The following is a 12,455-nucleotide window of genomic DNA, read 5'->3' on the forward strand; positions in this document are numbered from 1 at the left end:
TAGATCTGCGGCGGAAAGGCACAGCTGTATCCTCTAGCTGTGCCTTTTTCCGTGGATAGCTATCCGATCCTTTTCTTCCGGACGGGTCTATCGGAGCCACTCTTTTTTCAGCATCCAAAGAGCGGCCTGTACGCTGTGGACACAGCTGTAGTCGCCGGAGCGGATCAATTGGTCAAAGCGGAAGAGCCGGGACCAGCTTTTCAGGATCCGCTCCTTCCACTCCGGGTAGAAGGAGCTCAGCATGACCTTATTGCTGTCGAGCCCCCTGAGGGAGAGCTCCCGGGCAAATTCCTTTTCCTCCTCCTCGTTCTCTCCGATATAGGAGAGACGGAGGACCTTGTACCAGTCCCATGCGTCGAAGAAGAGGACTTCGCTGACAGGAACGCGGAGGCGGCTCAGGACTCCTCCTCCCGAAAGATCGACACTCCTCGGGTCGGGAAAGGCCCAATAGGGATACTCCGCTTTTTCCGGCTTTTGCAGGAGCTTTTCCGCCTCCCGGACGAAGGAGCCGTAGGCGAGGAGAAAGATTCCCGCGCTCTCTCCATATTTTTTTCTGACATATTCCGCCCGGGAGTAACAGACGCCGTCCCGCTCCAGAATCGAAAGGACCTGCTCTGTCTGGGAGCTGTAGAGTTCAATTTCGTACATTTTTGACCCACTCCCTCCGGATTTCCCATATATTTCCATAGTACAGACGGCTTCCGAAGAGGATTTCCTCATCGAAGAGGCGCTTCCAGCTCTCCATGATCTCTCTTCGGATCTCCGGGTAGAATTGCGTCATGACAGCTCTTGCGTCGTCAATCCCGCGGAGGCGGAGAAGCTCCCGATGCCGTCTTTCGTCCTCCGCATTCTCTGGAAGATAGGAGTAGTTCAGGATTTCTCCCCATTTTATGATATGGATCGGTGTGATGAGACTGCGTTCGACTTCGAGCTCCAGCACAAGCTCCTTCTCTCCCGAGAGCATGACCGTGTCTTCATCGAAGGAGAGCCAGATCGGATAGTCCGCGTCCCGGGGCTTCTCGGAAGCGGCCGGGCTGTTTTTCACAAGCCAGTCGTAGGCTCTCAGCAGGATATCGGAAAATTCCGGCATATCCAGGGCGATGCAGGAGCGCTTTGCCGTGTAGCGCCCCTTCTCCTCCAGGAGCTTCCAGACATTTTCATGCTGCCTGGTCCAGACCCGGAGCTTCCCCTCCCGCGCCATCCCTTTCATCTTAGCTCTTTTCCTCCCTGTCTTCTGCGAAAATCTGCCTGCTTCTCCTTGAAATTGCCATGATTATACAGGAGAGCGGACCCTTATGCAAAGAGGGAATCTATGCTATACTTTTAACGGATAGCTCCCTCGTCTTTTCGTCTCACAGGGCTGAGGATTCTGTTTCGCGGAGCAATGCGGGGGATTGATCGTACAAAATGCCGGGGCGGCAGACGGAAAAACAGCGCGCAGGCGCTTAATCATATTCTTCGGCTTTGACGGCGGATCGAGAGGTGATGCTTTGGATATCATAAAGGCGAAGGTCTTTTTACATGCGGTGGATTCCGGCAGTCTGGCCAATGCGGCCGCGCAGTTTGATTATACACCCTCTGCGATCAGTCATATGATGATGGCACTCGAATCGGAGGTGGGCTTTCCTCTCCTGATCCGGACAAAGAGCGGCGTCACTCCGACCAGGAATGCGGAGAGACTGATCCCGATTCTCCGGGCGCAGTGCAGCTTTGAGGAGCAGTTTCGTCAAATGGTATCGGAGATCCATGGCCTCAGCAGCGGGGAGCTCAGGATCGCATCCTACGCAAGCATCGCCTGTCAGTGGCTTCCCTCCGTGATATCGCGCTTTCACGCGGATTATCCGGGGATCCGGATCGAGATCATGGAGGGGGTCTGGCAGGATCTGGACTCCTATCTCAGGGAAAACCGGGCGGATCTCGCGTTTTTCAGCCATCAGCCCTCCCTCCCCTACCACTGGATTTTTTTGAAGAGGGATCCCATGGTGGTGGCGGTCTCCTGCTCTCACCCTCTTGCGTCCCGCTCCTCTATCTCCCTGCGGGAGCTGGAGAAGGAGACGCTTATCATGCCGGCTTACGGGGCAGATCTCGACGTTGAGAACCTGCTTCGATCCCGGGATCTGAAAATCCACAGCACTATCTCAACGATCCAGAATTATTCCGCGATGGGCCTGGTAGAGCAGGGGCTCGGAGTTCTCATCATGAATGAGCTCATTACGAAGGGAAGACTCAACCATCTCTGCCTTCTCCCTCTGGATCCTCCGCAGTATATCAAGCTGGGGATCGCGGTCAGCGATTTGAACCGCAGTTCTCCGGCGGCGCAGCGTTTTATCAGCTACGCGAAGGAAATCATCCCAAAGCTTTAAATATTCGGATCAGTTTGAAGAGAAGGTCCCGGCCATTCGGACGGGGCCTTTTAGAGCGCCGGAAACTGGAAACAAAGAAGAAGATGCTTATCCGGTGACAGGAAACATAAAGCATTTTCCGGAGAAGCTTTTATTGTTACACCGAGGCAGGTGCTGGATATCCTTCTAAAGGACCGGGATTTGTAATTATCCGGCAAGCAATCCGAAGCCTATGGAATGGAGTCTGACTTTGCCGCTATTTCCAAGGAGGATCTCCCTTGCTTAATTTGTGTTTTTTTACAATTCTATATCAGCATAAAATTATGTATCATGAAAATTTCTCAAGTCAGCATTGAAAAATCCCAACTTCCTATTCAACTTTTCATGCATTAGAATAGATACATAGATTTATAGAGAATATCAATAAGGAGGACGGGGATGGAGAAAATCTATCTGCTTCTCAGCAATAATCCGATGGCGGCGGAGAAATACCGGGAGGACCGGGACATTGAGCTTTCCTACCATGAGGAGGACAGCTTCCGGGACGTCCTCGTCCGGGCGAGGGATCTGATCCACCGGGGCTGGCATCTGATGACGCATCCCCAGGCGAGCAATCTGAAGCCGAATCAGTGTCCCTATAAGACGGTCTTTCTCTCGAAGGGGAGAGCCGCGGAGTCCGAGGAGCGGGAGATCGAGCTGATCGAGGCGGCCATCGCGGCCGTGGACAAGTTTACCAGGGGGATGCAGGCACCGCGCTGGACGGAGAAGGCGCTCCGGGATTTTCAGACGGTTGACCTTTCGGTCATCGAATCCGCTCTGAACAGCTCGCTTCTCCACCAGATGATACTGAATCATCAATAAAATCCGTTCTTTAACCCAGCCGGGGTTATAGATATAGAGGAACCATGGAAACAGTTTCTTGAAAGCCAAGGAGGGTTTTTAATGTATGAAGCTTGAACTGGGAAAAATCCATATCCACGATGTGAAATTCGGAGAGAAGACGGAGATTCGCTCCGGCGTTCTCTATGTCAATGCGGATGAGCTTCGGGAGCTGGTGCTCCGGGATGATCGTCTGATCGACTGCCATGTGGAGCTCGCCCATCCCGGGGAGTCTGTCCGCATCACGCCGGTGAAGGACGTCATCGAGCCCCGACTCAAGGTTGAGGGCCCGGGCGTGGTCTTCCCCGGTGTCATGGGAAAGGTCACGGAGGTCGGACACGGAAAGACCTACTGCATGGACGGCCTCTGCGTCGTCACGGTCGGAAAGATCGTGGGCTTCCAGGAGGGAGTCATCGACATGAGCGGGCCTGCGGCGGAGTACTGCCCCTTCTCGAAGACGCAGAATGTCTGTGTCGTGATCGAGCCGAAGGAGGGTCTGGAGACCCATGTCTATGAGAGCGCGGGCCGCATGGCGGGACTCAGCGCTGCGACCTATCTCGCGAAGGCTCTGAAGGATCAGACGCCGGATGAGACCGAGGTCTTCGAGACAAAGCCGCTCCTGGAGCAGGCAGCGCAGTATCCGGATCTTCCGAGAGTCGGATATATCCACATGCTGCAGAGCCAGGGACTCCTCCACGATACCTACTACTACGGTGTGGACGCGAAGCAGATCGTGCCGACCATCATGTATCCGGAGGAGATTTTCGACGGAGCCATCATCTCCGGAAACTGCGTGGCGCCCTGTGACAAGGTGACGACCTACCATCACCTTCATAATCCGGTCATCGAGGATCTCTTCCGGCAGCACGGAAAGACCGTGAACTTCATGGGTGTGATCCTGACCAACGAGAATGTCTTCCTGATGGATAAGGAGAGACATTCCGATATGACCTCGAAGCTCTGCGAGTATCTGGGGCTCGAGGGAGTGCTCCTCACGGAGGAGGGCTACGGCAATCCGGATACCGATCTCATGATGAACTGCAAGAAGACGACGCAGCGCGGGACGAAGGTCGTTATCATCACCGACGAATTCCCCGGGAGAGACGGAAAGTCCTATTCCCTCGCGGACGTGTGCAAGGAGGCGGATACCATGATCTCCTGCGGAAACGGAAATGTGGTCATCCACTTCCCGGCGATGGATCGGCTCATCGGCACGCAGGACTTTATCGAGATGCAGATCGGCGGCTGGGTCGGATGCAAGAACGAGGACGGAAGCTTCGACGCGGAGATTCAGATCATCATCGCCTCTACCATCGCGAACGGCTTCAACAAGCTCTGCGCGAGAGGGTATTAAGGAAGTGCCGCGGGGCCGGGCGGGCCGGAAAAGCGCGCCCCGGGACTTTTCGGAACTTTTGAGAGGAAGGAGATAGAATATGGCAAAAAAATAGTTCATTATATCAACCAGTTCTTCGCCGGTATCGGCGGCGAGGAGAAGGCGGACATCGCCCCGGAGCTGAGAGAGGGAGCGATCGGACCCGGACTCGCCCTTCAGAAGGAGCTGGGGGAGGATTTCCAGATCGTCGCGACGGTGATCTGCGGTGACAACTACTTTGGCTCTCATATCGAGAGCGGCGTGGTGGATGAGATTCTCGAACTCATCCGTCCCCTCAGCCCGGATGCCTTCGTGGCGGGACCTGCCTTCAATGCGGGGCGCTACGGCGTGGCCTGCGGCACGATGGCGAAGGCCGTGCAGGATGCGCTCTCGATCCCGGTCGTGAGCGGAATGTACCGGGAGAACCCGGGCGTCGACATGTTCCGGAAGGACATATACATCATCGAGACGAAGGATTCCTCCGCGGATATGCGGAATGCGGCGCCGAAGATGGCGAAGCTTCTGAAAAAGCTTGTAAACGGCGAGGAAGTGCTCGGACCGAAGGAGGAGGGATACCTTGAGAAGGGGATCCGTGTCAACTACTTCAATGAGCGCCGGGGATCGGAGAGAGCGGTGGAGCTTCTCGTCCGGAAAATAAAGGGAGAGGAGACCTATACGGATTATCCGATGCCGGTCATCGATCATGTGGCTCCGGCTCCGCCTCTTAAGGATCTTTCGAAGGCGAAGATCGCGCTCATCACCTCCGGCGGCGTCGTGCCCCAGGGGAACCCGGACCATATCGAGTCCTCCTCCGCGACGAAGTGGGGCAAGTACTCGATCGCGGGCATGGATCACGCGGACAAGAAGGATTTCATGACGATCCACGGAGGCTACGACCGGGCCTTCATCACGGAGGATCCGGACCTGTGCATCCCGGTCGATGCGCTCCGGAAGCTGGAGAAGGAAGGTGTGATCGGAAAGCTCACGGACTACTTCATCACCACCACCGGAACCGGTACGGCGACCAATTCCTCGAAGCGCTTTGCGGAGGAGTATATCCCGCTCTTAAAGGAGGACGGAGTCGACGCGGTTTTGATGGTAAGTACGTGAGGAACCTGTACTAGATGCGGTGCATCTATGGTTAAGGAAATTGATCGCGCAGGAATCCCGGTTGTGCATGTGTGTACGGTTGTCCCGATCTCTCTCACGATCGGTGCGAACCGGATTGTCCCGGCTATCGGCATCCCCTATCCGCTGGGAAATCCGACTCTCGGAGAGAAGAAGAGCTATGAGATCCGGGAAGGGCTTGTGAGGCGTGCGCTGAAGACGCTGACAGTCCCGGTCGAGGAGCAGACAGTCTTCGAGGAAGATTTTTAAAGGGGGGCAATATATCGCACTCTTCCCCTCTGAGGGATCAGCGGGGAAGAGTGCGTTCCGACCGCCCCGTGGACCCCGGAATCCTCTCCGGGACAGGAAAGGGATGACATGGACGGGAAAAAACGAAATTTAATGGCGATTATCGGATTCTGCGGGGCCTGTATCGCGTTTTACATCGGCGCGGGCTTTGCGACCATGCAGGAGGTCATGCAGTACGAGGCCTCCTATGGCTCCCAGCTTCCGATCGTGATCGCCGTAATCTCTGTAATTTATATTTACACGAATCTCTCCTTCGCAACCAACGGCTCCCGGCTTCAGATCCAGAGGGGCGGTGACATCTATAAGCATTACTGCGGAAAGTATATCGGGAGCTTTTACGACTATTTTTCGGCATTCTTCTGCTATATGTGCTTTATCGTCATGTGCGGCGGAGCCAATTCCACGGCCTCGCAGCAGTGGGGACTTCCAAACGGCGTGGGCGCCGTGATTCTGACCATTGCTGTCATCGCCACCGCAATCTTCGGTCTCGACGGGATTCTGAATGCTCTCGGGAAGCTGGGGCCGCTCATCATCGTCATCATCATCGTGGTCTCCGCGGCTTCTCTTTTTACGGGAGGCGGGAATTTCCAGGAGAATCTGCAGGCGGTGGACGCGGGGAAATATGAGCTTGCCCAGGTCGGAGGGGGAAATCCCTTCGCATCGGGTGCTTCCTACGGGGGCTTCGTAATCCTCTGGTTTGCCTCCTTCCTCTCGGAGGTCGGAGCGAAGAACAAGCTCTCTGAGGTCAACGCGGGCATGCTTCTCTCCACCGTTTTCATCATGGGGACCGCGGTTCTCGCGAGCGTCGCGCTGATTATGCATATTGATATGACGGCCACCGCGGATATTCCGGCCCTGGTCCTCGCGGCCAGAGTCTCGCCGCTTCTCGCCCAGGCACTCGCTGTCATCATCTTCTGCGGAATCTATACGACTTCCGTGCCGCTGCTTTGGACCGGCGTGGGAAGAGTGGCGACGGAGGGCACGAAGAAGTACAAGCTCCTGACTGTCATAGGAGGAGCTGTCGGATGCATTATCGCCTGCTTCCTCCCCTATAAGGGACTTGTCAATATCCTCTATGGGATGAACGGTTATCTGGGATTTCTCCTGATCGCCTTCATGCTGGTCTATGATATCCGAAGCAGGATGAGCAGCAAAAAGATCTGATCCGGAAACTTTCTCTTGACAGTAAAGGCAGTGTGGAATCATAATCCTTCATAAAAGAAAGGTTTGCCGTCCGGGAACGGACGGCAGACCTTAAGACATCTCCTCAGGGGCAAGGAATGAAAATGTGAGGAGGGCCTTTTCCAAGGAGGATTTTCTGTGAAAGATTCCGTGAAATATCTGGCTCCCCGAAGGAAGAGGGGGGCCTTTTTCTCTCTTTTTCTCCGCTTTTTTCTCTGCCTTTCTCTGCTCGTCCTTCTCCCCGGATGCGGGAGGAGCACTCCTTCTCTTCAGCGCTTTCAGTCGCAGTTTATGGATGTCTTCGACACGGTTTCTGTGCTGACAGGCTATGACAGGGACGAGAAGAGCTTTCAGGAGAAGGCGGAGGCGGTGCATAAGGAGCTCCGCGACTGCCATGCGCTCTTCGATATCTATGACGATTACGAGGGCGTAGTGAATCTGAAGACCGTAAATGAGAGAGCGGGGCAGGGTCCCGTGAAGGTGGACGGCCGGATCATCGAGCTCCTGAAATTCGGGAAGGAAATCTATCGCCTCACGGGGGGGAAGGTCAATATCGCCTACGGCGCGGTTCTCTCTCTCTGGCATGAGAAGAGGGAGGAGGGGATCGCGGATCCGGAGCATGCCTCCCTTCCGGAGGAGGACGTGCTCTTAGAAGCGTCGAAGCACTGCCGGATCGAGGATATTGTGATCGATGAGGACGCCTCCACGGTCGCTCTCATGGATCCGAAGATGAGCCTCGATGTCGGCGGAATCGCAAAGGGCTACGCCGTACAGAGGGCGGGAGAAAGGGCCGCAGAGCTCGGCGCGAAGAGCTTTCTTCTCAATATCGGGGGGAATCTGAAGGCGATCGGCCGGAAGCCGGATGGGGAGAAGTGGATCTGCCCTGTGGAGAGCCCCTTTTACATCGACAGCGGAGAAGGGGAGAGGTATGCGCTTACGACGGGGCTTTCGGAGCTCTCCCTCGTCACAAGCGGGGACTATGAGCGCTATTATATGGTGAACGGCGAGAGGTATCACCATATCGTGGATCCGGATACGCTTTATCCCGGAAAGCTTCACCGGAGCGTCACGATCCTGACGGCGGATTCGGGACTTGCAGATGCGCTCTCCACCGCGCTTTTTCTCATGAGCCGGGAGGAGGGAGAGGCACTCCTTCGGAGGATCCGGGAGGAGCATTTCCGCGGCCTCTCGGAGGGGGATGCGCTGGAAGCGATGTGGGTGGAAAATGACGGCGAAAAGCCGATGACGCAGGGCTTTTCGAAATATCTCCTCCCGGACTGAGGAGAAAATACTTGACAAATCCCGCCGCCTCGAGTATCCTTTATGAGTCTGAGAAAAGCTCAGGCGGTTTTTTATTCAGGGCTATAGCCAAACGGTAAGGCAGCGGATTCTGATTCCGTCATTTCATGGTTCGAATCCATGTAGCCCTGCGGGGTCTCCGGATTTTCCGGAGACTTTTTTCTTTTCCTTTTCTTTTTTCTCATAATCCCCTCTCCCTCCGTCTCTTTTCCGGCTTTCTTCCGTTTCTCTTATTATTTGACGGATAAAATAGAGAATGATATTATTAAAATTAACGAAACGGACGGAAATCCACTCAGGAGAGGGGGAGTTGTGATGCTAAGAAAAAAATGTGCAATTTTTCTCGCGGCATGTCTTTTTGCCGCGGGATTGACGGGATGCGGGGGCTCGGTGCAGGGCAATGAGGGGCGGGAAAAGGTTCGCCTCATGGTCTGGTCTCCCTCGGAGGATCAGTCAAAGGCAAGCGGGGAATGGCTGCAGAAAATGTGCCGCTCCTTTGCGGAGGAGAATCCGCAGTGGGATATCACCTTCGTCTACGGCGTCGCCGATGAGGCGACGGCGGCGACACAGGTATCGCAGGACCCGGAGGCGAGCGCGGATGTCTTTATGTTCGCAAATGATACCCTGACCACCATGACGGATGCCAAGGCTCTCGCCAAATTCGGCGGGAAATACCGGAAGGAGATCGAGGAGGAAAATACACCGGAGCTCCTCAAATCCTTGACCCTGGACGGTGAGCTCTACGGCGTTCCCTTCACCACCAATACCTGGTACATGTACTACGACAAGGCCGTGTTTACCGAGGAGGATGTGAAAAATCTGGAGAGCATGCTCTCAAAGGGGACGGTTTCCTTCCCGCTCACCAATTCGTGGAATCTCCCGGCCTTTTATTTCGGGAACGGATGCAGCCTCTTCGGGGACGGTACGGACGAGTCCAAGGGGGCCGATTTCGGAGGGGAGAAGGCGGTGGAGGTCACGAACTATCTGATCGACCTTTTGAAGAATCCGAATTTCAAGGTGGATGAGGGAGGCTCCGGCATCGCGGGGCTTCGGGATGGAAGCATCCACGCCATGTTCTCCGGCTCCTGGGATGCCAATAATGTGAAGGAGGCCCTGGGGGAGAACATGGGAGCCGCGGCTCTTCCGACCTATACTCTGAACGGGCAGAAGAAGCAGCTGTATTCCTATGCCGGCTCCAAGGCGATCGGTGTGAACCCGAATGCGAAGAATATGGAGGCCGCCGTGAAGCTCGCCGTCTATCTCGGAGGAGAGAAGGGGCAGAAGCTGCACTATGAGCTTCGGAACGTGATCCCGTGCAATAAAAAGCTTCTGGAGGACAAGGACATCCTCTCAGACCTCGTCGTGGCGGCGCAGACCGAGACCTTCGACAAGACCTCCGTCCTGCAGCCCTTCGTTCCGAAGATGAGCAACTGCTGGGTCCCGGTCGAGAACATGGGAAAGGGGATCCGGAACGGAAGCGTCACGCATGAGAATGCGAAGGAGCAGGTGGAGGCGATGAATAAGGCGATGAACAGCGACGGCATCTAGGCGCGGAAAAAGAGCGGCTGCGCATTCAGGGAGAGGAGAAACATGAAATTATCAAAGAAATGGGTCAATGAATTTCCGACGCCTTATACCTGTGAGAGAGCGATCCGGGAGGGCGGTCTGGAGACAAAGCTGTCCATGCTTTTGATGGGCTTTGGGAATTTTGTCCATGGACAGAGAATCAAGGGACTTCTGTATCTCGCTCTGGAAGTTATCTACATCGTATTCATGGCGGCGGCGGGCCTCAGCTTCCTGGGGATGCTCCGCGGCCTTGGGACTGTGCCGCAAACGGAGGTCTGGGACGAGGCGAAGCAGGTCTATCTCTATGTGAAGGGGGATCAGTCCGTATTGATCCTTCTCTACGGGGTGACGACGGTGCTTCTGAGCGCCCTCTTTTTCCTCGCCTGGAGAGGAGCGCTTCGGAGCGCCTACAAGGCGGAGTGTCTCGCAAAGGAGGGAAGGCATGTCAATACCTTCGGAGAGGATCTCTCCTCCCTCCTCAATGAGAATCTCTACCGTCTTCTGATGACGCCTCCGATGGCGTTCATCCTGGCTTTTACCATACTGCCTCTGATCTTCATGATCTGCATGGCCTTTACGAATTACAGTAAGATCGGGAATCACCTGCTGCTCTTTGACTGGGTGGGGCTTGAGAATTTCCGGACCCTCTTTGACTCGAGCAGTATCCTTGGGACCACCTTCTGGTCCGTCCTCCTTTGGACGCTGATCTGGGCGTTTTTCGCAACCTTTTCGAACTATATCTTCGGGATGATTCTCGCGATTACGATCAATCGGAAGGAGACGAGGGCGAAGGGCTTTTGGAGGTTTTGTTTCGTCCTTTCCTGTGCAATGCCGATGTTCGTCTCGCTCCTTATCATGAGGACCATCCTGCAGCCGGACGGGGCAGTCAATGTCCTTTTGCGAAATCTCGGATGGATCGCGCCGGATGCGAGTCTTCCCTTCTTTACGGACCCGATGTGGGCGAGAGTGACCGTCATCGTGGTCAATATCTGGGTCGGAGTGCCCTATACCCTTTTGCAGCTGACCGGAGTGCTCCAGAACATTCCGTCGGATCTCTATGAGGCCGCGCGGGTGGACGGGGCCAATGCTCTGCAGATTTTCGGAAAGATCACGCTCCCCTATATGCTCTACGTGACGACGCCCTACCTCATCGCCACTTTCACCGGAAATGTCAATAACTTCAATGTCATCTACCTTCTCTCCGGGGGAGGGCCGGTCACGGACCTCTCCTCTACGGCGGGGAGCACGGATCTGCTCGTGACCTGGCTTTATAAGCTCACGATCGACAAGCAGTACTATAATATCGGCGCGGTGATCGGCATCCTGACCTTTGTCATTCTGGCGATCGGGGCCCTGTTCAGCTATCGGAGGAGTAAATCCTATAAGGAAGAAGGAGGATTTTAGAATGAGCGGACAAAGAATGCCGTCGGCGACGGGAAGGCGAAGCGTAAAGAACGGGATCGTGCACATTGTCCTGGCTCTTCTTGCGGTGATCTGGCTCTTTCCGATCGTCTGGGTCGTGCTGACCAGCTTCCGGGAGGAGAAGGGCTCCTATGTGTCCAACTTCTTCCCGAAGGCCTACACCCTGGAGAACTACAAAAGACTCTTTATCGACACTACGGTTCTGAACTTCCCGAGGATGTTCATGAATACCCTGATCATCGCGGTCTGCTCCTGCATCCTCGCGACCTTCTATGTCCTCGCCGTGTCCTACTGCCTCTCCAGGCTCCGCTTTAAGATGCGGAAGCCCTATATGAATATGGCGATGGTGCTCGGACTCTTCCCGGGCTTCATGTCCATGATCGCGGTCTATTTTATCCTGAAGGCGATGGGACTTACGGAGGGGGGATGGATCCGTCTGGCCCTGATCCTTGTGTATTCCGGAGGAGCGGGGCTTAGCTTCCAGATCGCGAAGGGCTTCTTCGATACCCTCCCGATGGCGATCGATGAGGCCGCGCTTCTGGACGGCTGCACGAGATGGCAGATTTTCAGCAGGATCACACTGCCGCTCAGTAAGCCCATCATCATCTACACGATTCTGACCTCCTTCATGGCGCCCTGGCTCGACTTCATCTTCGCAAAGGTGATCTGCCGCGCAAATTCCGACCAGTATACAATCGCGATCGGACTTTGGAAGATGGTGGAGAAGGAGTACATCGACAGCTGGTACACGAGCTTTGCGGCCGGAGCGGTGCTGATCTCGATTCCGATCGCAATCCTCTTCCTCTGCATGCAGAAATTCTATGTAGAGGGTGTCTCCGGCGCGGTGAAGGGCTAAGCGCTTTTTGGAAGACGGAGATCGGAGGAGAAGCTGCCGGGCGGCGGCTTCGGGAGGGCCGCCTGCCCGGATTTCTTGAGAGGGCGGCTCTTCCCTGGGAGCCGCCCTTATTCGGGAGTGA

At 55.3% G+C, this 12,455-nt stretch carries 11 protein-coding genes and 1 tRNA gene; 10 read left to right on the plus strand and 2 right to left on the minus strand.

The window, feature by feature from the left end; all coding sequences use genetic code 11:
* Positions 1-87 precede the first annotated feature (87 nt).
* A complete protein-coding gene (locus GCWU000341_RS11880; protein ID WP_009216305.1) occupies positions 88-648 on the minus strand; it encodes a DUF3841 domain-containing protein in 561 nt (186 codons plus the stop codon).
* Entirely contained in the window at positions 635-1,210 is a 576-nt protein-coding gene (locus tag GCWU000341_RS11885) for a DUF3841 domain-containing protein (RefSeq protein WP_009216306.1), read from the minus strand. The genes GCWU000341_RS11880 and GCWU000341_RS11885 overlap by 14 nt, the downstream gene beginning before the upstream one ends.
* Positions 1,211-1,490: 280 nt before the next feature.
* Here GCWU000341_RS11885 and GCWU000341_RS11890 point away from each other — a divergent pair, with 280 nt between their 5' ends.
* From GCWU000341_RS11890 to GCWU000341_RS11940, 10 genes are all read left to right on the plus strand, one after another.
* The gene (locus GCWU000341_RS11890; RefSeq protein ID WP_040654440.1) at positions 1,491-2,363 is read left to right on the plus strand and encodes a LysR family transcriptional regulator; all 873 of its coding nucleotides are present in this window, start codon (positions 1,491-1,493) and stop codon (positions 2,361-2,363) included.
* Between the two features lie 417 nt (positions 2,364-2,780).
* Entirely contained in the window at positions 2,781-3,203 is a 423-nt protein-coding gene (locus GCWU000341_RS11895) for a GrdX family protein (RefSeq protein WP_009216311.1), read from the plus strand.
* An 85-nt stretch (positions 3,204-3,288) separates the two neighbouring features.
* Positions 3,289-4,575, plus strand: a complete 1,287-nt coding sequence (grdG, locus tag GCWU000341_RS11900) for a sarcosine reductase complex component B subunit alpha (RefSeq protein WP_009216312.1) — start codon at positions 3,289-3,291, stop codon at positions 4,573-4,575.
* A 72-nt stretch (positions 4,576-4,647) separates the two neighbouring features.
* Positions 4,648-5,970, plus strand: coding sequence for a glycine reductase complex selenoprotein B (grdB, locus tag GCWU000341_RS11905; protein ID WP_081443206.1), 1,323 nt, complete (start codon positions 4,648-4,650; stop codon positions 5,968-5,970).
* A gap of 108 nt (positions 5,971-6,078) precedes the next feature.
* Complete coding sequence (locus tag GCWU000341_RS11915; RefSeq protein ID WP_009216315.1) at positions 6,079-7,173, plus strand: YkvI family membrane protein; 1,095 nt, start codon at positions 6,079-6,081, stop codon at positions 7,171-7,173.
* A 156-nt stretch (positions 7,174-7,329) separates the two neighbouring features.
* Complete coding sequence (locus GCWU000341_RS11920; protein WP_009216316.1) at positions 7,330-8,472, plus strand: FAD:protein FMN transferase; 1,143 nt, start codon at positions 7,330-7,332, stop codon at positions 8,470-8,472.
* Between the two features lie 77 nt (positions 8,473-8,549).
* A tRNA-Gln gene (locus GCWU000341_RS11925) sits at positions 8,550-8,621 on the plus strand.
* Between the two features lie 184 nt (positions 8,622-8,805).
* Positions 8,806-10,038 carry an extracellular solute-binding protein gene (locus tag GCWU000341_RS11930; protein ID WP_040654442.1) on the plus strand — a complete coding sequence of 411 codons (1,233 nt, stop codon included), beginning with the start codon at positions 8,806-8,808 and terminating at the stop codon, positions 10,036-10,038.
* Between the two features lie 42 nt (positions 10,039-10,080).
* Complete coding sequence (locus tag GCWU000341_RS11935; protein WP_009216318.1) at positions 10,081-11,460, plus strand: carbohydrate ABC transporter permease; 1,380 nt, start codon at positions 10,081-10,083, stop codon at positions 11,458-11,460.
* Position 11,461: 1 nt separating this feature from the next.
* Positions 11,462-12,334, plus strand: a complete 873-nt coding sequence (locus GCWU000341_RS11940) for a sugar ABC transporter permease (RefSeq protein WP_036598881.1) — start codon at positions 11,462-11,464, stop codon at positions 12,332-12,334.
* The last annotated feature ends 121 nt before the right edge of the window (positions 12,335-12,455 follow it).

The organism is Oribacterium sp. oral taxon 078 str. F0262, assembly GCF_000160135.1.
Lineage (GTDB): Bacteria > Bacillota > Clostridia > Lachnospirales > Lachnospiraceae > Oribacterium.